The 20,147-nt window shown below is 69.1% G+C and carries 18 protein-coding genes; 10 read left to right on the top strand and 8 right to left on the bottom strand.

Annotation, left to right across the window (positions count from 1 at the left end; genetic code table 11):
• Positions 1 to 10: 10 nt before the first annotated feature.
• The 4 genes from ILP86_RS06065 to mfd all read right to left on the bottom strand — a co-directional run bounded on the left by ILP86_RS06065 (position 11) and on the right by mfd (position 8,831).
• Positions 11 to 1,438 (bottom strand): APC family permease, encoded by a 1,428-nt coding sequence (locus ILP86_RS06065; protein WP_227750923.1) that lies wholly within the window; start codon positions 1,436 to 1,438, stop codon positions 11 to 13.
• Positions 1,439 to 1,597: 159 nt separating this feature from the next.
• Entirely contained in the window at positions 1,598 to 4,600 is a 3,003-nt protein-coding gene (locus ILP86_RS06060; RefSeq protein ID WP_193761601.1) for an aminotransferase, read from the bottom strand.
• Positions 4,597 to 5,220 (bottom strand): gamma carbonic anhydrase family protein, encoded by a 624-nt coding sequence (locus ILP86_RS06055; RefSeq protein WP_046749654.1) that lies wholly within the window; start codon positions 5,218 to 5,220, stop codon positions 4,597 to 4,599. Before ILP86_RS06055 ends, ILP86_RS06060 begins: the two co-directional genes overlap by 4 nt.
• 35 nt (positions 5,221 to 5,255) lie before the next feature.
• Positions 5,256 to 8,831 carry a transcription-repair coupling factor gene (gene mfd / locus ILP86_RS06050; protein WP_193761600.1) on the bottom strand — a complete coding sequence of 1,192 codons (3,576 nt, stop codon included), beginning with the start codon at positions 8,829 to 8,831 and terminating at the stop codon, positions 5,256 to 5,258.
• A 78-nt stretch (positions 8,832 to 8,909) separates the two neighbouring features.
• Here mfd and ILP86_RS06045 point away from each other — a divergent pair, with 78 nt between their 5' ends.
• From ILP86_RS06045 to ILP86_RS06015, 7 genes are all read left to right on the top strand, one after another.
• Positions 8,910 to 9,473, top strand: coding sequence for a GNAT family N-acetyltransferase (locus tag ILP86_RS06045; RefSeq protein ID WP_193761599.1), 564 nt, complete (start codon positions 8,910 to 8,912; stop codon positions 9,471 to 9,473).
• Between the two features lie 56 nt (positions 9,474 to 9,529).
• Positions 9,530 to 10,393 (top strand): Fpg/Nei family DNA glycosylase, encoded by an 864-nt coding sequence (locus ILP86_RS06040; RefSeq protein WP_193761598.1) that lies wholly within the window; start codon positions 9,530 to 9,532, stop codon positions 10,391 to 10,393.
• A gap of 285 nt (positions 10,394 to 10,678) precedes the next feature.
• Entirely contained in the window at positions 10,679 to 11,740 is a 1,062-nt protein-coding gene (ribD, locus tag ILP86_RS06035) for a bifunctional diaminohydroxyphosphoribosylaminopyrimidine deaminase/5-amino-6-(5-phosphoribosylamino)uracil reductase RibD (RefSeq protein ID WP_193761597.1), read from the top strand.
• Positions 11,740 to 12,369: a riboflavin synthase gene (locus tag ILP86_RS06030; RefSeq protein ID WP_046749659.1), complete on the top strand. Its 630-nt coding sequence runs from the start codon at positions 11,740 to 11,742 to the stop codon at positions 12,367 to 12,369. The genes ribD and ILP86_RS06030 overlap by 1 nt, the downstream gene beginning before the upstream one ends.
• Positions 12,366 to 13,634 carry a bifunctional 3,4-dihydroxy-2-butanone-4-phosphate synthase/GTP cyclohydrolase II gene (locus ILP86_RS06025; protein ID WP_058632891.1) on the top strand — a complete coding sequence of 423 codons (1,269 nt, stop codon included), beginning with the start codon at positions 12,366 to 12,368 and terminating at the stop codon, positions 13,632 to 13,634. Before ILP86_RS06030 ends, ILP86_RS06025 begins: the two co-directional genes overlap by 4 nt.
• The gene (ribH, locus tag ILP86_RS06020) at positions 13,631 to 14,104 is read left to right on the top strand and encodes a 6,7-dimethyl-8-ribityllumazine synthase (RefSeq protein WP_058632892.1); all 474 of its coding nucleotides are present in this window, start codon (positions 13,631 to 13,633) and stop codon (positions 14,102 to 14,104) included. The genes ILP86_RS06025 and ribH overlap by 4 nt, the downstream gene beginning before the upstream one ends.
• A gap of 53 nt (positions 14,105 to 14,157) precedes the next feature.
• Positions 14,158 to 14,511 (top strand): hypothetical protein, encoded by a 354-nt coding sequence (locus tag ILP86_RS06015; RefSeq protein WP_046749662.1) that lies wholly within the window; start codon positions 14,158 to 14,160, stop codon positions 14,509 to 14,511.
• 30 nt (positions 14,512 to 14,541) lie between these two features.
• On the opposite strand, the gene ILP86_RS06010 is transcribed toward ILP86_RS06015, so the two are convergent.
• From ILP86_RS06010 to ILP86_RS06000, 3 genes are read right to left on the bottom strand one after another with little or no spacing between them, the layout of a single operon-like run.
• Positions 14,542 to 14,700: a hypothetical protein gene (locus ILP86_RS06010; RefSeq protein WP_230977834.1), complete on the bottom strand. Its 159-nt coding sequence runs from the start codon at positions 14,698 to 14,700 to the stop codon at positions 14,542 to 14,544.
• Between the two features lie 5 nt (positions 14,701 to 14,705).
• Entirely contained in the window at positions 14,706 to 14,915 is a 210-nt protein-coding gene (locus ILP86_RS06005; protein ID WP_211368729.1) for a hypothetical protein, read from the bottom strand.
• Complete coding sequence (locus tag ILP86_RS06000) at positions 14,912 to 15,409, bottom strand: metallophosphoesterase (protein ID WP_113680979.1); 498 nt, start codon at positions 15,407 to 15,409, stop codon at positions 14,912 to 14,914. The genes ILP86_RS06005 and ILP86_RS06000 overlap by 4 nt, the downstream gene beginning before the upstream one ends.
• Positions 15,410 to 15,559: 150 nt before the next feature.
• Here ILP86_RS06000 and ILP86_RS05995 point away from each other — a divergent pair, with 150 nt between their 5' ends.
• Entirely contained in the window at positions 15,560 to 17,020 is a 1,461-nt protein-coding gene (locus tag ILP86_RS05995) for an MFS transporter (RefSeq protein ID WP_046749673.1), read from the top strand.
• On the opposite strand, the gene ILP86_RS05990 is transcribed toward ILP86_RS05995, so the two are convergent.
• Positions 17,017 to 17,640: an HAD family hydrolase gene (locus tag ILP86_RS05990; protein ID WP_193761596.1), complete on the bottom strand. Its 624-nt coding sequence runs from the start codon at positions 17,638 to 17,640 to the stop codon at positions 17,017 to 17,019. The genes ILP86_RS05995 and ILP86_RS05990 overlap by 4 nt on opposite strands.
• Positions 17,641 to 17,714: 74 nt before the next feature.
• Between ILP86_RS05990 and ILP86_RS05985 the strand changes: the two genes are divergently transcribed.
• Positions 17,715 to 17,921: a hypothetical protein gene (locus tag ILP86_RS05985; protein WP_045262938.1), complete on the top strand. Its 207-nt coding sequence runs from the start codon at positions 17,715 to 17,717 to the stop codon at positions 17,919 to 17,921.
• A 77-nt stretch (positions 17,922 to 17,998) separates the two neighbouring features.
• Positions 17,999 to 19,885, top strand: coding sequence for an ABC transporter ATP-binding protein (locus ILP86_RS05980; protein ID WP_193761595.1), 1,887 nt, complete (start codon positions 17,999 to 18,001; stop codon positions 19,883 to 19,885).
• Positions 19,886 to 20,147: the final 262 nt, after the last annotated feature.

The following is a 20,147-nucleotide window of genomic DNA, read 5'->3' as shown; positions in this document are numbered from 1 at the left end:
CCGGAGCGGGTCAACTCTCGTCGACCGGCACCTTGACCACCTTGTTGTACCCGGTCACCGCCTGGTTCTCGTCGAACGCGACGACCTTCTTGCGGAAGCCCTTGGTGATGATCGCGAGGTAGACCACCCCGATCGCGGTCCACACCAGACCGCCGCGCAGCGCGTCCTCGTGCAGGTTCGCCCACAACAGGCCGGTGAGCACCATGCCGATCCCCGGCATCACGATGAAGCTGAAGATGTCGCCCGGGGTCTTGCGACGGCCCTTGCGGATCGCGAACCAGGCGATCACCGAGATGTTGACGAACGTGAAGGCGATCAGCGCGCCGAAGTTGATCCACGCCGCGATCAGCTCGAGCGTGAAGGGGATCGCGAGCAGCGAGATGGCGCCCACCAGCACGATGTTGAACGTCGGGGTGTGGGTGCGGGGGTTGATGTAGCCGAACGCCCGCTGCGGCAGCACGTTGTTGCGCCCCATCACCAGCAGCATGCGAGACACCGAGGCGTGCGAGGCGAGACCGGAGGCCAGGGTCGCGCAGAAACCGGCCGCGGTCAGCACGGCCATGAGCACGGGGCCGCCGACCAGGTTGCCGATGATCGGCAGCGTCGAGTCCTCGACGAACTGCATGTCGCCGCCGGGGGCGAACTCGTTCCAGTCGGGGAAACGCAGCTGCGTGAGGTAGCCCGAGATCAGGAAGATCGCCCCACCCAGCAGCACGGTGAGGAGAATCGCCTTCGGCATGATCTTCGGATCCTTCGCCTCCTCCGCGTACATGGTGACGGCATCGAAGCCGATGAACGAGAAGCACACGATCGTGGCGCCCATCAGCACCGCCCCCATGGTGGCGCCGTCGTGGAAGATCGGCGTCAGCGAGGCGACCGTGCCCGCACCGTCGCCGCGCATCAGCTGTGCGACGACCATCACGACGAACACGGCCATCACGACGATCGAGAAAACCAGCAGGATCATGTTCATGTTCGAGGTGCCGCGCATCGTCAGGTAGATGATGCTCGTGACCAGGATGCAGTAGAGCACCACCCAGATCCACCCGGGGATCTCGGGGAACAGCGCCTCGAGGTAGCTGCGGATGATGAGGCAGTTCACCATCGGCAGCAGCACGTAGTCGATGAGCGACGTCCAGCCGACCATGAACCCGAGGTTCGGGTGGATCGACTCGCGCACGTAGGTGTACGCAGACCCGGCGCTCGGGATCGCACTGGAGATCTTGCCGTAGCTGATCGCGGTGAAGACCATCACGACCAGGGCGACGAGGTAGGCCGCCGGTACGACGTTGTCGGTGTCTCGGGCGACCATGCCGAAGGTGTCGAACACGACGGTCGGCGTCATGTACCCGAGACCGAGGCCGACGATCGCCCACAGCCCGAGGTTTCTCTTCAGCGTTCCTCCACCTTGCGCGAGCGGCTTCGTCTTCGTGGCCATGGGTACTCCTCGGGGGACAGCGCATGGGTCGGACTTCGGGTCGTCCGACGCTGAGCAACAGTATGGACCGGAGGGAATCATCTGCGCTACGGCGAATTCGGTTCGAAATGCGCTTTTAACAATCGGACCGACCGCGGGATTCGAAGATCCGCGCCGCGGTCACCATCCTCCGGCGAGCACCCGATCCAGCATCGCGACGACATGGTCGGCGCTCTCGGCTGTGAGGCACAGCGGCGGCTTGATCTTCAGGACGTTGGATCTCTCGGAGGTGGTCAGCACGATCACACCGAGCTCCCGCATCCGTTCGCAGATCGCCGCGGCCTCGGCGGCCGCCGGCTCCATCGTGTCGCGGTCACGCACGAGTTCGACGCCGAGATACAGGCCCTCCCCGTGCACGACAGCCACCAGCGGATGCCGATCGACGAGGCCGCGAAGCCCCTCGGCGAGGCGGGCGCCGATCACGGCGGCGTTGCGCTGCAGGTCGTCCTCGACCATGGCGTCGAGCACCGCGAGTCCGACACGACAGCTGAGCGAGCTCCCACCGGCCGATGAGAAGAACTGCCCCTGCGTCGACAACGCGTCCGCGATGCGCTTCGACGTGATCACCCCGCCGATGGGATAGCCGTTGCCCATGGGCTTCGCGATCGTGACGATGTCCGGCACGACGCCTGCGAGCTCGAACCCCCAGAAGGCGGACCCCATCCGCCCGAAGCCGACCTGCACCTCGTCGGCGATGCACAGTCCGCCCGCCGCCCTGATCTGCGCATAGGCACCATCCAGGTAGCCCTCGGGGAGCACCACCCCGCCCGCGTTGCCGAGGATCGACTCGCACAGGAACGCTGCGACCTCCCGCCCCTCGTCCTGCAGCCGGTCGAGATCGCTCGCGAGGTCGGCGAGGTAGTCGGCGGCGACATCCGCCCCTCGATACGTACCGCGGAAGCGGTTGGGCACATCCGCGACGTGCACCCAGTCGGGACGCGTCTCGAGCGCGGAGGGGTTGTCGTACGCGCTGGTGGTGACCGCATCGCTCGCCGCGGTCCAGCCGTGATACGCCTCGCGCAGTGCGACGACCGTGCGTCGTCCGGTCGCGGCCTGGGCCAGACGGATCGCCAGATCGACCGCCTCGGAGCCGCTGTTGACCAGCAGCACGGTGTCGAGCCCGCTTCCTACCGGCATCAGGGCGAGCAGCCGTTCGCTGTACTCCGCGAGGTCGCGGAACAGGAAGCGGGAGTTCGTGGCCAGGGTGCGCAGCTGGCGGCCTGCCGCCTCCGCGACCATCGGATGCGCGTGCCCGAGGCCGGCGACGTTGTTCACCATGTCGATGTACGTGCGCCCTGTGGTGTCGATCAGATGGTGCCGCCATCCGCGTTCGATCTGCGGAGGACGCTCGTAGTAGCGCTCCTGCGCGGAGGCGAAGATCCGCTCACGTCGCCGCAACTCCGCGGCCGCGTCGTCGCGCTGCACGAAAGACGGCAGCCCGAGCAGCGGGGCGGGGTCGGCGGTCAGACGGCTCCACGCCGGGACGCGCTCGGGCGCGACGAGTGGCGCACCGTCCGCCTGACGTTCGGGAGCATCATCGCGGTGGATGCCGATGGTCAGGCGCCGCGGCTCGAATGCGGCAGCGATCCAGCCCACGGTCTCGCCGACGTCCACAGGGCGCTCGCGCCGCTCCTCCGCATCGAGCCCCGAGATCTGCAGCACCCAGTCGTGACCGTCGCCAGCACCGTCGTCGCCAACACCGTCGTCTCCAACACCGTCGAGATCGAGGACGAGACGGGCCACCCCGCCCCGTTGCGTCACCCGCCCGCTCGCCGGAGCCGCCACCCTCACGCGAGGGCCCGGAGGGAGATGCAGTTCACACGCCGTCGCCCAGGTAGCCCCGGGTTCCGCGTCGTCGATGACCGCTCGCGTCAACCGGAACCCCCCGTAGGGCAGGACCGCTACGGCGACCCCGAGCTCGATCGCCTCGGCGACCAGTTCCCGCTCCGACGTCTCCTCGAGCCAGCGTCCGCCGTCGAGGTCCGCCGACTCGACACCCGGATCGACCACGGCGACGCGACCGGTGAGATCCGGCAGGAGCGCGGCCAGAGGAGCGGCGTCAGGATCGGTCACCACATCCGCCGCATCGAAGCCGGGGCTCTCATCGACGCCGACCGTGGCGAGCACGTGCTCTGTCATCTCGACGAGCGGCAGCAGTGTCGCGGCGTCGAAGATCGCCTGCTCGCCCGCGACCCTCTCACGCGCGTAGTCGTTGTCCCCGTCGATCTCCAGCTGACGCCACCCGCTCGCGACCAGCAGGGCAGCACGCAGCACCACGAGCGGCCAGACCGCTCTCGCCTCCGTGTCGCTCAGCGGCGCATGGCGATGGAACGCGGCGACCGTCTCGAGCACCCGCAACGGCCGCTCGGGCTCGTGGTGCAGCATCGATGCCGCGCACACCGCCAGCTCGGCGACGCGCCAGCCAAGCCCGAGGTCGCCGAGATCGAGCACCGTGCGCGGGTGCAGCCGTGCGTCGTCGCCGCGCTCCCCCATCACGTTGTCGTCCGTGAGGTCGCCGTGGATCGCCTGCACGGGGAGCCGGTCGGCGAGAGGCTCGACGGCGGCATGCGCCTTGGCCGCGGCGCGCAGCACCCGTCCCCGGAGCGCGGCATCGGCGATCGACGGCGCGAGCGCATCGATCTGCTCGTACGCGACGCGCATGTCCCACATCTGCCGACGGTCGAGGCCGGGATGATCCAGCGCCGACAGCGCGTTCACGGATGCGCCGGCCAGCGCCCCGAACTCCGCGAGCACGACGGGTGCGAGGTATCCGGCATCCACCATCGGCTCGCCCGGCGCGCACTCGCTGCGCCGCGCGGCAAAGCCGTTCCAGCGCTGGGTGAGCGCGCCGTCGAGCCCCGGGAGGACCGCCGGGACCTCGACGCCTGCGTCACGGTAGGCATCGAGTGCGACGTGCTGCGCCTCGCGCTCGTCATCGCCGAACACCGGGTTGTCGATCCGCAGCACGCTCTTCGCCCCGTCCTGCGTGGTGAGCAGGAAGTTCCGATCCTGGTTGCTGCCCAGCTCCTCCGCGGTCGCCGCGATCCCCCAGCAGTCGAGGGCGATACGCGTGGCGTCGGCCGTGCTGACGGCGGGGCGGACCAGGCCCACGTCGCCCGTCATGCGTGGGACTGCCCGCGGTGCGCGTCGAGGCTCACATCCTGCGCATGCCGTGCCAGCGAGCTGCCGTAGCGCTCCGTCAGCTGCACCATCAGGTCGGGGGTGTCCCGGTCGACCCCGAAGACGTGCCCGGGGAAGTCGAGGTCGGGCTGCGCCGCCGCGATCTCCTCCTCCCGGTCGGGCGAGAACAGCTGCACCGGGTCGCCGACAGCCACCCAGCCGATCGGCACGACGGTGCCCTCAGGCAGCACCGCGCGGCGGAGCACGATCGCATTGACGCGCACCTCGCAGCGCGATCCGATCAGAGAGCCGTTGAACACCCGCGACCCCGAGGCGAGGAACGTCTCCTCCCCCACGGTCGCACCGGCGATGCTCGACAGCGTGCCGATCAGGGTGTGCGATCCGATGTGCACCGCGTTCGCCGCAGTCGCCCGGATGAGCGCGTTCTCCATGACGATGACGTGCTCACCGAGGGTGATCGCGCCTCCCTCGGCGGTGATCACGGCGCCGTGCAGCACCTGGCAGCCCGGCCCGATCTCCACGTCTCCGGAGACGACGGCGGTGGGGGCGATGACGGCGGTGTCATGGATGCGGGGGCGAGCCCCGAGGTGCTCGTACAACATGCGGCCAGACTAGTACCGCCGCCCGGGGCCCCGCGCTACTCGGCCTTGACCGGTTCGGGGAAGATCGCCGTGAACAGCTGTCCGACCCACTCGAGCAGTTGCGCATCGGGGAGGGGTTCGAGCCCCACGCCGACTGCAGCAGGGACCATGGGCATCGGCACGACCAGAGCCTCTCCCCCGGAGACGAGCTTCGCCTTCGGGTACAGACGCTGCAGCCGCACCTTGATCGAGTCCTCGAGCCGCGCGGGCGCGATGCGCAGGTTCGACCCCATCACCACGACGTCCGTCAGCCCCGCCCGTGCCGCACGACGGCGCAGGCGGGAGACGGCGAGCAGCCCCTCGACCTCTTCCGGCGGAGTGCCATAGCGGTCGACGAGCTCTTCGACGACGAGGTCGATGGCATCGTCCTTCGCGGTCGCAGCGGATGCGGCGGAGAGCTTCTGGTACGCCTCGAGGCGCAGCCGCTCACTGTCGATGTAGTACTCGGGGATGCGCGCGTCGAGGGGCAGCTCAAGCCGCAGCTCCTGCCCGGTCTCGACCTCGTCGCCGCGGAAGGTCGCCACGGCCTCGCCGATCATGCGCAGGTAGAGGTCGAAGCCCACGCCGGCGATATGACCGGCCTGCTCGGCACCGAGCATGTTGCCCGCACCACGCAGCTCGAGGTCCTTGAGCGCGACCTGCATCCCCGAGCCGAGTTCGTTGTTGACCGCGATCGTCTGCAGACGGTCGGCGGCAGTCTCGCTCAGCGGCTTCATCTCGTCGTACAGGAAATAGGCGTAGGCGCGTTCTCGCCCACGACCGACGCGGCCGCGCAGCTGGTGCAGCTGGCTGAGTCCGTACTTGTCGGCGCGGTCGATGATGATCGTGTTCGCGTTCGCGATGTCGAGTCCGGTCTCGATGATGGTCGTCGACACGAGCACGTCGAACTTGCGCTCCCAGAAGTCGTCGACGACCTGTTCGAGCTGGTGCTCGGCCATCTGACCGTGTGCGACCGCGATCCTGGCCTCCGGCACCAGCTCGGCGAGCTCGCTCGCGACCCGCTGGATAGACTGCACCCGGTTGTGCACGAAGAACACCTGGCCTTCGCGCAGGATCTCGCGTCGGATCGCCGCCGCCATCTGCTTGTCGCTGCGGGGACCGACGAACGAGAGGATCGGATGCCGGTCCTCCGGTGGCGTCGCCAGGGTCGACATCTCGCGGATGCCGGTGACCGCCATCTCCAGCGTGCGCGGAATCGGGGTCGCGCTCATAGCGAGGATGTCGACGTTCGTCTTCATCTTCTTGAGCGCGTCCTTGTGCTCGACGCCGAAGCGCTGCTCCTCGTCGATGATCATCAGGCCCAGGTCCTTGAAGATCACCTGATCGGTGAGGATGCGGTGGGTGCCGATCACCATGTCGACCGAGCCCTCCAGCAGGCCCTGCAGGGTGAGGCGCGCCTCCTTGTCGGTCTGGAAGCGCGACAGCGGCCGCACCTTCACCGGGAAGCCCGCGAAGCGCTCCGTGAACGTCTCGAGGTGCTGCTTCACGAGCAGCGTCGTCGGCACGAGCATGGCGACCTGCTTGCCGTCCTGGATCGCCTTGAACGCGGCACGGACGGCGACCTCGGTCTTGCCGAAGCCCACATCGCCCGAGAGCAGACGGTCCATCGGGATCGGCCGCTCCATGTCGGCCTTGATCTCGTCGATGGTCTGCAACTGGTCCTGGGTCTCGGCGAACGGGAAGGCTTCTTCGAGTTCGCGCTGCCACGGGGTGTCGGGGCCGAACGCGTGGCCCTTCGCGCTCATCCGGGCGGAGTAGAGCTTCACGAGCTCGACGGCGATGTCGCGGACGGCCTTGCGTGCTTTGCCCTTGGCCTGCGACCAGTCGCTGCCGCCCATCTTCGAGAGCGTGGGGGCCTCGCCACCGACGTACTTCGAGAGCAGGTCGAGCTGATCCGTCGGAACGAACAGCTTGTCGCCGGGGTACCCGCGCTTGGAGGGCGCGTACTCGAGAACGAGGTAGTCGCGGATGGACTTCGTGGCGTTGCGTCCGCCGGTGGACACCTCGCGCTTGGTCATCTCGACGAAGCGGCCGATGCCGTGGGTGGCGTGTACCACGAAGTCGCCCTGCTTGAGCTGCAGCGGGTCGACCACGTTCTTGCGGCGCGATGCGAGCTTCTTGACCACGCGCTGGTCGCCGCCGATCGTGCGGCCGTAGAACTCGTTGTCGGTGAGGACCGCGAGCTTCGCCTCCGCCACCTGGAAGCCGGCTTCCACGGACCCGGTGACCAGCGTCGCGACGCCGCCCTCCGGTGCATCGCCGAGCGTCTCGACCACTCGGGCGGCCAGGCCGCGGTCGGCGAGCACGTCGCGTGCGCGGTCGACCAGACCGCCACCGGCCGCGATCACGACGACGCGCCACCCGTCGGTCAGCTTCGCCTCGACGAAGGAGATCGCGCCGTCGACGTTGCCGTGGAAGGACGGGATGACGGCGGCGCCGAGGTTCGTGGCGTCCGCGTCGCCCTCGCCGAGCCCGGCTCCGAACGGGCTTAGCCGCCACCACACGCCGTCCCGATCCCGCACGACCTCGCGCAGCTCGGCGATCGTCAGGAAGTCGCCGGCACCGAGGTCGATGGGAGCCGACGCCCCCGAGGTCGCGGCGCTCCACGCGGCATCGAGGAACTCGCGATTCGTGTCGCCGAGGGTGATGGCACGCGCACTCGAACGCTCCGGGTCGATGATCGCCGTGGCGCTGCCGACGGGCAGGTACTCGGCCAGCGACTTCAGCGGCCCTGCGACGGCGGGGAGCAACGACTCCATGCCCTCGACCGGGATGCCCTCGGCCATCTTCTCGAGCATTCCCGAGATCGCGGGGAAGCCTTCGACCAGGGCACGGGCACGATCTCGGACCTCGGCGGTGAGCAGCAGCTCGCGGGTGGGAGGCAGATCGACACCGGTGACGTCGCCGGGCAACGAGCGCTGATCGGCGACCGAGAACGCGCGGATCTGGTCGATCTCGTCGCCGAAGAACTCGACGCGATACGGATGCTCCGACGTCGGAGGGAAGACGTCGAGGATGCCGCCGCGCACCGCGAACTCTCCGCGACGGGACACCATGTCGACGCGCGAATAAGCGCGCTCGACCAGCTGCTCCACCACGAGGTCGAGTTCGTTCCCCCTGCTGCCGACGGCGAGTTCGAGCGGGGCGATCTCTCCCAGGTTGCCCGCGATCGGCTGGAGCGCGGCGCGCACGGACGCCACGACGACGAGCGGGTGATCGCCCGACCACTCGGCGATCCGGCGCAGGGTCTGCAGCCGCTGGCCGACCGTGTCGGGGCTCGGGCTGAGCCGCTCGTGCGGCAACGTCTCCCAGGCCGGGAAGGTCAGGACATCGGCCTCCGGAAGGTAGGCGTGCATCGCGAGCGCGAGGCTCTCCGCCCTCCTGCCCGTGGGGACGACGGCGAGCAGGGCGGCGGGGTGCCCTGCCGCGGCGCGCTTCTCGAGCAGCCCGGCGAGCGCGGGCGCATCGAGCCCGTCGACCAGGCCGAGATCGGCGTCGGTGCGCGCCCAGCTGAGGGCATCGCGGTACAGAGACGCCTCTTCCAAGGCGCGCAGAATCCCCGGAACAGTCACCGGACAAGACTAGTCGCGCCCACCGACACTCCGGCCGCTCCGCGTTCGCAGGGGCATCGTTCTCCCTAGGCTGTCGGGATGGAATCCGTCGTCCTCACCACCGAACGCCTCGTCCTCCGCGCCCCGACGGAGGCGGACATCGATGCGATCACAGACGCCTGTCAGGACCCGGAGATCCCGCGCTGGACGACCGTCCCGAGCCCCTATGCCCGCGAGGACGCCGCGGAGTTCGTGCGCCTCGTCGCGGAGCAATGGGACACGGAGTCGGAGGCCGTCTGGGGCATGTTCGCGGAGGGCGAGCTCGTCGGCATGATCGGGCTGCACAACCTGACCGAGCACTTCACGGGCGCCACCGCCGAGATCGGCTACTGGGTGACGGAGGCCGCCAGGGGCAAGGGGTATCTCGCGGAAGCAGGCAGGGCCGTGGTCGACTGGGGGTTCGTCGGGCTCCGACTCGTCCGCATCCGCTGGCAGGCCGTGGTCGGGAACATCCCCTCCGCCCGTGCCGCGCGCGCCCTCGGCTTCCACTACGAAGGTCTGCAGCGACAGGCGCTCACCGGCCCGCGCGGCCGTGACGACGGCTGGTTGGCCGGGCTGCTGCCGAGCGACGACCGCACCCCCGTGGACTGGCCCATCCTCTGAGGCGCGCTCACGAGCCGGGACGTGACAGTGTCGGCGGCCGATGACAGGATGAACGCATGCCGGAGATGCCGGAAGTCCAAGGGCTGTCCACCTTCCTCGGCGAGCGCGCCGTGGGGCACACGATCACGCGCGCCACCGTCTCGGCGATCGCCGCGCTGAAGACGTACGATCCGCCGATCCATGCGCTTCAGGGGCAGACGATCACGGCGTCCACCCGTCTCGGCAAGTTCGTCGTGCTCTCCTGCGGCGACGAACTGCACCTGGTGTTCCACCTCGCGAAGGCCGGCTGGCTGCGCTGGTACGAGACCCTCCCCACGACGCTCATCAAGCCGGGCAAGTCGCCGATCGCCCTGCGCGTCGCGCTCGACGACGGGAGCGGGTTCGATCTCACGGAGGCGGGCACGAAGAAGTCGCTCGCGGTGTATGTCGTCCGCGATCCGCAGGAGGTGCCGGGCATCGCCAGGCTGGGACCCGATCCGCTCGACGAGGCGTTCACGCGCGAGACGTTCGCCGCCCTGCTCGACGGCCGCCGCATGCAGATCAAGGGGCTGTTGCGCGACCAGGCGGTCATCGCCGGTATCGGCAACGCGTACTCGGACGAGATCCTGCATGCCGCTCGCATGTCGCCGTATGCGATCGCCGACACGCTCGACGGTGCCGAGATCGATCGCCTCTTCGATGCCATGCGCGACACGCTCACCGAAGCGGTCGCCGAAGCCTCCGGCAAGCCACCGGCCGACCTGAAGGATGCGAAGCGCCGTGGGATGCAGGTGCACGCCCGCCGGGGGGAGGCCTGCCCGGTGTGCGGCGACACGGTCCGCAGCGTGTTCTTCGCCGACCGTTCGCTCGAGTACTGCCCCACCTGCCAGACAGGCGGCAAGGTGCTCGCCGACCGGCGACTGTCCCGGCTTCTCAAGTGACGGCGAGCGCGTGGCGCACCCGGATGCATGTCTTGGAATGAAATCTGCGCAGATGCGTTGACTACACTCAGATCAACAACGTGCTCCGGGGTCGGTGGGAATCCGAACCGGCGGTGACAGTCCGCGAGCGTCTCGAGAGATCGAGATGCCGATCCGGTGGAATTCCGGGACCGACGGTGATGCGAGGGAGACCTCGCTAGTCCGGAAGGGAGGCAGCACGAGACGCATACGTGCGTCCGTTCCGCCATCCCTGCCCGAATCCGGAGCCTCAGAGGAGGACGACGGATGGCAGTGAACGCGGCAGAGCGCACCGCGATGGACCGCGCTCTCCATCTCGCCGCACGCGGGCCCCGCGGGGCGAACCCGCAGGTCGGCGCGGTCATCCTCTCCCCCGACGGCACCGTGCTCGCCGAGGGCTGGCACCACGGCGCCGGCACTCCGCACGCCGAGGTCGACGCTCTCTCGAAACTCGCTCCCGGCGAAGCCGAAGGCGCGACGGCCGTGGTCACACTCGAACCCTGCAACCACACCGGCCGCACTGGCCCCTGCGCCGTCGCCCTGATCGAGGCGGGCATCTCACGGGTGGTCTACGCTCTCGACGATCCCGGCGCGGTGTCCGGGGGCGGCGCGGAACGTCTGCGCACTGCCGGCGTCGAGGTCGAGTCCGGCGAACAGGCGGATGCCGCGCACGCCCTCATCGCCGGATGGCTGACCGCCCAGCGACTCGGCCGTCCGCACATCACCGTCAAGTGGGCGCAGAGCCTCGATGGCCGCGCCGCCGCCGATGACGGGTCGAGCCGGTGGATCACCGGATCCGCAGCCCGCACCGACGTGCACCGTCGCCGGGCAGCGGCCGATGCGATCGTCGTCGGCACGGGAACGGTGCTCTCCGACGACCCCGCTCTCACGGCCCGCGACGGTGACGCTCTGCACCCGCATCAGCCGATCCCCGTGATCATCGGAACGCGGCCCACACCCGCCGCGGCAGCGGTGCATCGCCACCCGCAGACGCCCCTGTTCTTCGACACCCGCGACCTGCATGCCGTCGCGGCCGACCTCCATGCCCGCGGCGTGCAGAGCGTGTTCGTGGAGGGCGGCCCGACGCTCGCCAGCGCCTTCATCGCGGCGGGGCTGGCCGACCGGGTGCTCGCCTACATCGCGCCCGTGCTGCTGGGCGGACGCCGGCTCGCCCTGACGGAGATCGGCGTCGGATCCATCGGCGAGGCGCGCCGCCTCGTCGTCGACGAATGGGTACCTCTCGGCGAGGACCTGCTCGCCGTCGCACACCCCGCGGACGCGGCGGACCCTGCGCAAACCACGAACCCCCAGAGCGAAGGAGCCGCCTGATGTTCACCGGAATCATCGAGGAGATGGGCGAGATCACCGCGATCACCCCCGCGGGCGACGGCTGGCGACTCACCGTGCGCGCGCCCCGCGCCGCTGCGGATGCCGTGCACGGCGAGTCGATCGCCGTCTCCGGCGTGTGCCTGACCGTGGTCGGCTCGACCGCGGACACCTTCGACACCGACGTGATGAAGCAGACGCTCGATGTGGCCGCGATCGGGTCGGCGACCATCGGCACCCGCGTGAACATCGAGAAGGCCATGCCGGTGGGCGCCCGACTCGGCGGACACATCGTGCAGGGCCACGTCGACGGGGTCGGCGAGGTGCTCGAGGTGCGGCCCGGCGCGCAGTGGAGCGTGCTCCGGATCAGTCTGCCCGCCGATCTCGCCCCACTCGTCGTCGACAAGGGCTCCATCTCGGTCGACGGCACCTCGCTGACGGTGAGCGCCGTCAGCGCCCCTGCAGACCCCTCTCCGTGGTTCGAGGTCTCGCTGATCCCCGAGACCCTCGCAGCGACGACCCTCGGCGTCCGCGCCGTGGGGGACCGCGTGAACCTGGAGACCGATATCCTCGCCCGCCACGTGGAACGCCTCCTCGCGTTCCGGGCTGCACCGGAAGGAGGCTCGCGATGAGCCTTTCCACGATCGACGAAGCCCTGGAAGCCCTGCGCGCCGGGCGACCCGTCCTCGTCGCCGACGATGAGAACCGCGAGAACGAGGGCGATGTCATCCTCTCGGCAGAGCTCGCGACGCCGGAGTGGGTGGCGTGGACCGTGCGCTGGTCGTCCGGTTTCATCTGCGCCCCGATGCCCGCCGACCTCGCCGACCACCTCAACCTGCCGCCGATGGTCGCCGCCAGCGAAGACGCCCGCTCGACCGCCTACACCGTGAGCGTCGACGCCGCGCAGGGGGTCACCACCGGCATCAGCGCCCATGACCGCGCCCACACGCTGAACGTGCTGTCGAACCCGGAGTCGACGTCGACCAGCATCATCCGCCCGGGCCACGTACTGCCTCTGCGGGCGGTCGACGGCGGCGTGCGCGAGCGCAGCGGCCACACCGAGGCCGCCGTCGAGCTCATGAAGCTGGCGGGGCTCCGCCCGGTCGGAGCGATCGCGGAGGTCGTCGCGGAGGACGGCAGCATGATGCGCCTGCCCGGACTCATCGAGCTCGGTGCGCGAGACGGCGTACCCGTGATCACGATCGAGCAGCTGATCGCCCACCTGAACGAGATCGACCCCGATGGCGCGACGCCCAGTGCGCACCGCGGACGCCGCGTGAGCCTGCGCGCCGACGCCACCGTCCCGACCACGCACGGCACGTTCCGCTTCCTCGCGTACAAGGACCGCATCACCGGCACCGACCACATCGCGGTCGTCTCCGGCGAGCCGGGCGACACCGCGCTGGTACGCGTGCACTCGGAGTGCCTGACCGGCGAGGCGTTCGGGTCGCTGAAGTGCGAGTGCGGCCCACAGCTCGACTCCGCACTCGACGCGATCGAGAAGGAGGGCGGGATCGTCATCTACATGCGCGGCCACGAGGGGCGAGGGATCGGCCTGATCAACAAGCTGCGCGCCTACAGCCTGCAGGAGGAGGGCCTCGACACCGTCGATGCCAACCTCGCTCTTGGCCTGCCCGCAGATGCGCGCGACTACGCCGCGGCGGCCGGCATCCTCTCGGACCTCGGCGTATCGAAGGTGCGTCTGCTGACGAACAACACCGACAAGGTCGCGCAATTGCGCGAACTCGGCCTCGACGTGATCGAACAGGTGCCGCTGATCGTCGGAGTGGGTCCGAACAACCACCAGTACCTGGAGACCAAGCGTGACCGGATGGGTCACATCATCGGCGAAGCAGACCTCGCAGAGGCACTCGCCCACGGAAAGGACGACGAATGAGCGGCGCAGGAGCACCCGAGACGGGAAACATCGACGGGCGGGGTCTGAACGTCGTCATCATCGCCGGCACCTGGCACGAGACGATCTCGAACGGCCTGATCGCCGGGGCGGAGCGCGTGCTCGACGCCGCCGACGCCACGCACCGGCTCGTGCGCGTGCCCGGCTCCTTCGAGCTCGCGATCGCCGCGCAGGCCGCTTTCGCCGGGGGAGCCGACGCGGTCGTCGCGCTGGGCGTGATCATCCGCGGCGGAACCCCGCACTTCGAGTACGTCTCGGCGGCGACCACCGACGGCCTCACTCGGGTCGCACTGGATGCCGGCAAGCCCGTCGGCTTCGGCGTGCTGACTCTCGACGACGAGCAGCAGGGACTGGACCGCGCGGGGCTGGCGGGCTCCAAGGAGGACAAGGGCGCCGAGGCGGCCGATGCCGCCCTGCGCACCGCTCTCGTCACGAGGGAGCTCCGCGGCTGAGGTCAGCCTGCCCTTGCTAGCGCAGGAGGGCTCCACGCTCGTACGGTGAGGGCATGGAGACCCTGCGTCATATCGTCGTGTTCATCCACCTGATCGGCTTCGCCGTGCTGTTCGGCGCCTGGGCCGCGCAGGCCTTCGGCGGTAAGCGCCAGATCACGAAGATCATGGACTACGGTCTCGCGATCGCCGGTGTCGCAGGTCTCGCCCTCGCCGCGCCGTGGGGCATCGACTACGACCTCAACTACGTGAAGATCGGCGTCAAGCTGGTCGTGCTGGTCATCATCGGCGCGCTCCTCGGCATCGGTTCGGCGCGACAGAAGCGCGGAGACGCCGTGCCGCCGGCCGTGTTCTGGCTGATCGGCATCCTGGCACTCCTGAACGCGGGACTCGCCGTCATCTGGCGCTGACCGCACACGTCGACATGACGCCCGGAGCGCTCAACGCTTCCGGGGAGGCGCTGTGCTCCCTCTCACGATGAGCTCCGTTCCCACCAGCGGCGTCTGCGGTCGGTCGAGACCGGCCGACCCGGCACCCTCGAGTTCCGCGAGCAGAGCGTCCACCGCGAGTGCGCCCACGCGCTCGGGGTGCTGCTGCACGGTGGTCAGCGGCGGCCAGAGCTGAGCAGCATCGGGCGTTCGCCGTGGCGGAGGTCGACCGCGACGAGCGCGTCCGTCAGCCCCTCGGGGGCGGCATCGAGGCGTCCACCCAGCCCGCACACGCCGAGGACGAGAGCACGTTCGACCGCGGCTCCTGCGGGAACCCGGTCGTCACGCGAACGCATCGGCGCGCGGTACACGGGAACATCGCTCACGGCAGCGTCACCAGCGTGACCTTCACCGCGGCACCGTCGATCTCGGCCCACATCATCGTGCGGGCGGGCTGTCGTCGACGGTCGGTCGGCGACCCGGGATTCAGCAGCCGCATGCCCGCCGGCGACACGGTGTCCCACGGAATGTGGGAGTGCCCGAAGACCAGCAGGTCGACGTCGGGAAAGGCCTCGTCCATGCGACTCTCGCGCTGCCGCGACGGCCCCGTCTCGTGCACGACGGCGACGGCGACGGCTTCGACGGCGAAGCGGGCGATCTCGGGGAGCCGCGCGCGCAGCTCATCGCCATCGTTGTTGCCGAACACGCCCTGCAGCATGCGTGCCTTGGACGCGAGCAGGTCCAGCGTCGCCTCGTCCACCCAGTCGCCCGCATGCACGACGATGTCCGCCTCGTCGACCGCCCGCAGGACGGCTTCCGGCAGCCGCTTCGCCCTCTTCGGGACATGCGTGTCAGCGAGCAGCAGCATCCTCGTCGCCATGGTGTCCTCCCCGCGTTCCGCCTCCCCGACTCTACGCACCGCACGCGCTCTCCGGGATGACACGCGACATGCGCGTACAGCAAACACTCAGGAAGGCGTAAACTCGCCCGAGTCCCTTGGTATACCGGGGACTCGATCGGAGGAACACACATGAGCACTGCCACTGCGCCGGCGAATCCCCGCTCGCGCGTCATCACCGCGAGCCTGGTCGGCACCACGATCGAGTTCTACGATTTCTACGCGTATGCGACGGCGGCCGTGCTCGTGTTCCCGGTGCTGTTCTTCCCCACCGGCGACGACACGACATCGCTCCTCTCCTCGTTCGCCGTCTTCGGCGCCGCGATGGTCGCCCGACCGATCGGCGCTGTGGTGTTCGGCCACTTCGGCGACAAGTTCGGACGCAAGGCCACGCTCGTGGCATCTCTGCTGACGATGGGCATCGCGACCTTCGTGATCGGTCTGCTGCCGACCTACCAGGACATCGGCTGGTGGGCGGCACTGCTGCTGCTGATCCTCCGCCTCGCGCAGGGCTTCGCGCTCGGCGGCGAGTGGTCTGGGGCGGCCCTGGTCGCGACCGAGAACGCCCCGAAGGGCAAGCGCGCCTGGTACGGCACCTTCCCGCAGTTGGGAGCCCCGCTCGGGTTCATCATCGCGAACTTCCTCTTCCTCGCGATCAACTGGCTGCTGCCGCACGCCGACAACCCGGCACTGAAGTCCGAGGCGTTCCTCGCCTGGGGCTGGCGCATCCCGTTCCTGTTCTCCGCCGTGATGGTCATCATCGGCCTGTGGGTGCGGCTCAAGCTCGTCGAGTCCGACACCTTCAAGAAGGCCGAGACGAAGGGCGTGATCCGCAAGCTCCCGCTCGCGACCGTGTTCCGCCACCACTGGAAGCAGCTCATCCTCGGCACGTTCATCATGCTGGCGACGTACGTGCTGTTCTACCTGATGACGAACTTCACCCTCGCCTACGGCACCAAGCCCGCGTCGCTGGAGACGGCTTCGGCTGCGGCGAAGGCGGCGGCCGAGGCGACCGGCGCCTCGTTCGATCCCACCAAGTTCGCAGCGCAGTTCTATCCGGGACTCGGCTTCGGCTACACCGACTTCGTGCTGATGCAGATCATCGGCGTGGTGTTCTTCGGCGTCTTCACCCTGCTCTCGGGTCCCATCGCCGATGCGGTGGGCCGGCGCAAGCTGCTGCTGTGGGTCACGGGAACCATCATCGTGTTCGGCCTCACCTTCAACGCGTTCCTGCTCCCGGCGATCGACCCCAAGTTCACGGGTGCGCTCACGCAGGCGTTCCTGGTGTTCGGCTTCATGCTGATGGGCGCCACGTTCGGGCCCATGGGAGCCCTGTTGCCCGAGCTGTTCCCGACGAACGTCCGGTACACGGGGTCGGCCATCGCCTACAACGTCTCCTCCATCCTCGGCGCGGCGGTGGCCCCGCTCATCGCTCTGAAGCTGTGGGAGGTGGCCGGCGGCGCGCCTTGGCTGGTCGGTCTGTACCTGTCGGCGATGGGTGTGCTGACCTTCATCGCGCTGATCCTCTCGCCGGAGACGAAGGACCACGACTACGACGACGACCTCGGCGTGGCCGCAGCCGTCGAGCTCTAGTCCGCGAGGAATCCCTCGATCGCGGCGATCGTCGTCGCGTTGTCGACATGCCGCACGGCGCGGATCCCGGCCGCTTCGGCTCCGTGGACCGACACCTGGTGGTCGTCGATGAACAGCACGTCTCCCGGCTTCGCCCCCATGCGCTGGAGCGCACGCAGGTAGGCCTCACGTTCCGGCTTGTTGACACCCTGCTCGTGGCTGTAGCAGATCGGATCGAAGATCTCGGAGAACCCGAAGCGGCGTTCCTCCTCCTCTCGCGCGCCATCGGCCGAGTTGGAGAGGATCGCGGTTCCCGCGCGCGACGAGAGGGTTCGCGCGTACTCGATCAGTTCCCCGTTGGCGGTGCCGCAGTACGCGTCCCAGAAGTCGGCGCGCATGGCGCTGCGTTGCGCGGCATCGAGGTCGAGCGCTGTGCTCACCGCGTCCCAGAAATCCGACTCCGTCCCCGTGGTGACGTCGATCGCGGGAAGATGGGCGGCCGCGATGCGCGCATCGAAGACACCGCGGTCGAGACCGCTCGCCACCTGCCAGCGATCCCACCACTCCTGCTGCCATGCGTCGTCGTCGACGACCTCGAGAACTCCACCGATGTCGAACAGGACCCACTTCTTCGAAGTCATCGCCCCAGACTGTCACGTCAACATGTATTGACTTCCCGGCCCGCGTCAACGAATATTGAGGCAGGAGGTTCATCATGACACTGCCGACGGCAATCGCCCAGGACGACGGGAGCGAGCCGCTGGCCGCCCTGCACCGCCTCGCCGAGGTGCGGAAGGAGGTCGCCCGCGCCGAGGAGGCGAACGTGCGTCGCGCACGCAACCTCGGCTACTCGTGGCAGGCCATCGCCAGCGCTCTCGGTGTGAGCAAACAGGCGGCCCACCGCCGTTTCGGCCGCTCCTGAAGCTCTTACAGCCACTCCATAGGATCCGACCGCGAACGAAGTACGGTCGAAGTACCATCTCCAGATAGAGGTCCCGCATGTCCGGTTCGGCGACAGCACGCCGTCGCGGACGTGGCGCACAGCCCGAAGGCCCCCGCGCGACGTTCCGCCAGCTCCTCCCCTTCCTCTTCGAGCACAAGCGCACCCTCATCGTGGTCGCCGTGCTCAGCGTCATCGGCGCAGCGACGTCGCTCGTGCAGCCGCTCCTCGTGGGTCAGGTCATCGAAGCCGTGCAGTCCGATACGGGGATCGGGATCCTCGTCTGGCTCCTGGTCGGCTTCGTGATCGTGTCGTCGATCATCTCCGGCTTCCAGCACTACCTGCTCCAGCGCACCGGCACCGCCGTGGTGTATTCGAGCCGTCGCAAGCTGATCGCCCGCATCCTGCACCTGCCGACCTCCGAGTTCGACGCCCGCCGCACCGGTGACCTCGTCTCACGCGTCGGCACGGACACGACGCTGCTCTACGCCGTGCTCACCCAGGGCCTCGCCGATGCCGTCGGCAGCGCAGTGCTCTTCGCCGGAGCACTGATCGCGATGCTCGTGATCGACCCGATCCTGCTGCTGCTCATCGTCGTGGTGATCGGCATCTCGGTCGCGGTCGTCGTGCTGCTGAGCGGACGTATCCGCACCGCATCGACCGCCCAGCAGGAGAAGGTGGGTGAGCTCGCCTCCGGCGTGGAGCGTGCCGTCGGCTCGATCCGCACCATCCGCGCCTCCGGGGCGACCGAACGCGAGACCACGGCCGTCACCGCCCTCGCATCAGACGCCTACGGGATCGGCGTGCGCATCGCCAAGATCTCCTCCATGGTCGTGCCCGTCTCCGGCATCGCCCTGCAGCTCTCGCTGCTGGTGGTCCTCGGCGTCGGCGGCTTCCGTGTGGCGGCCGGAGCGATCACGATCGCCTCCTTGATCTCGTTCATCATGTTCCTGTTCCTGCTCGTGATGCCCTTGGCCACCACGTTCGGCGCCATCACCTCGGTGAACCAGGCCCTAGGTGCGCTCGGTCGCATCCAGGAAGTGCTCGATCTGCCGACCGAGTCGCAGGACGACGAGAAAATCGCCGCGTCGCTGCCTCGCGAGACGCCGACCCCCGACGCACCGGCCATCGAGTTCCGCGACGTGCGCTTCCACTACCCCGCGAACGTCGTCGCTGCCCGTGCGGCCGCAGCCAAGGAGGCCCGGACCCTGCTCGCGGATGCACACCTGGAGTCCGCAGAGGAAGCGACGGCCACCGTGCAGGACCACGAGGTGCTCCGTGGCGTGTCCTTCGCCGTGCCCCACGGCTCCCGCGTCGCACTCGTCGGCCCCAGCGGAGCCGGCAAGAGCACGATCCTGTCGCTCATCGAGCGCTTCTACGACCCGACGGGCGGCTCGATCCGCCTGCACGGCCACGACGCGCGCACGTATCCGCGCGACGAGCTGCGCGCCCACTTCGGCTACGTCGAGCAGGACGCGCCGACGCTGGCCGGCACTCTCTCCGAGAACCTTCGGCTCGCCTCTCCCGAGGCGACCGACGCCGACTGCGAGCGCGTGCTGCGCGCCGTGAATCTCGGCGACGTGCTCGAGCGCAGCCCCCTCGGGATCGAGGCACCCGTCGGCGAGGACGGCGTGATGCTCTCCGGCGGTGAGCGTCAGCGACTCGCGATCGCCCGCGCGCTGCTGACCGACGCCCCGATCCTGCTGCTCGACGAATCGACGTCGTCGCTCGACGGTGTGAACGAGCAGCGCATGCGCGAGGCCATCGATGCGGTCTCCACCGACCGCACGCTCGTGGTCATCGCCCACCGCCTGTCGACGGTCGTCGACAGCGACCTGATCGTGGTCCTGCAGGACGGCGTCGTGGTCGGCCAGGGCACGCATACCGAGCTCGTGGAGTCGACGCCGCTGTACCGCGATCTCGCCCGGCACCAGCTGCTGACCTGATCCCCACCCCGCCCCCGCCCCACCCTCGCCCCCGCACCCCACCCCCGCCCCCGCGGCGTCGAGACCCATCGTGCTCGTCGAGACCCATCCTCCCCCACGCTTGAGAGCGTGGGTCTCGACGACGAGCGTGGGTCTCGACCAGCGCCCGAACAACACGAAGGCGGGACGTCGGAGACCACTCAGCCATGGGTTCGTCTCTGATGTCCCGCCTTCGCGGGTTTGCAGGGCACGAGGCCCTGAGGGTGCCGGCTCCCCCGAACCG

Source organism: Microbacterium sp. R1 (assembly GCF_015159725.1).
Classification (GTDB): Bacteria; Actinomycetota; Actinomycetes; order Actinomycetales; family Microbacteriaceae; genus Microbacterium; species Microbacterium oxydans.
Note: the sequence above shows the minus strand (reverse complement) of the source record. Positions and strands in the feature narration are given on the sequence as shown.

Bases quoted from the DNA above. Each gene is read 5' to 3' on its own strand.
- ILP86_RS06025 (WP_058632891.1), top strand. From the start codon at position 12,366: ATGAGCCTTTCCACGATCGACGAAGCCCTGGAAGCCCTGCGCGCCGGG.
- ribD (WP_193761597.1), top strand. From the start codon at position 10,679: ATGGCAGTGAACGCGGCAGAGCGCACCGCGATGGACCGCGCTCTCCAT.
- ILP86_RS06065 (WP_227750923.1), bottom strand. From the start codon at position 1,438: ATGGCCACGAAGACGAAGCCGCTCGCGCAAGGTGGAGGAACGCTGAAG.
- ILP86_RS05995 (WP_046749673.1), top strand. From the start codon at position 15,560: ATGAGCACTGCCACTGCGCCGGCGAATCCCCGCTCGCGCGTCATCACC.
- ILP86_RS05990 (WP_193761596.1), bottom strand. From the start codon at position 17,640: ATGACTTCGAAGAAGTGGGTCCTGTTCGACATCGGTGGAGTTCTCGAG.
- ribH (WP_058632892.1), top strand. From the start codon at position 13,631: ATGAGCGGCGCAGGAGCACCCGAGACGGGAAACATCGACGGGCGGGGT.
- ILP86_RS06060 (WP_193761601.1), bottom strand. From the start codon at position 4,600: ATGACGGGCGACGTGGGCCTGGTCCGCCCCGCCGTCAGCACGGCCGAC.
- ILP86_RS05985 (WP_045262938.1), top strand. From the start codon at position 17,715: ATGACACTGCCGACGGCAATCGCCCAGGACGACGGGAGCGAGCCGCTG.
- ILP86_RS06045 (WP_193761599.1), top strand. From the start codon at position 8,910: ATGGAATCCGTCGTCCTCACCACCGAACGCCTCGTCCTCCGCGCCCCG.
- ILP86_RS06000 (WP_113680979.1), bottom strand. From the start codon at position 15,409: ATGGCGACGAGGATGCTGCTGCTCGCTGACACGCATGTCCCGAAGAGG.
- ILP86_RS06015 (WP_046749662.1), top strand. From the start codon at position 14,158: ATGGAGACCCTGCGTCATATCGTCGTGTTCATCCACCTGATCGGCTTC.
- ILP86_RS06030 (WP_046749659.1), top strand. From the start codon at position 11,740: ATGTTCACCGGAATCATCGAGGAGATGGGCGAGATCACCGCGATCACC.
- ILP86_RS06040 (WP_193761598.1), top strand. From the start codon at position 9,530: ATGCCGGAGATGCCGGAAGTCCAAGGGCTGTCCACCTTCCTCGGCGAG.
- ILP86_RS06055 (WP_046749654.1), bottom strand. From the start codon at position 5,220: ATGTTGTACGAGCACCTCGGGGCTCGCCCCCGCATCCATGACACCGCC.
- ILP86_RS05980 (WP_193761595.1), top strand. From the start codon at position 17,999: ATGTCCGGTTCGGCGACAGCACGCCGTCGCGGACGTGGCGCACAGCCC.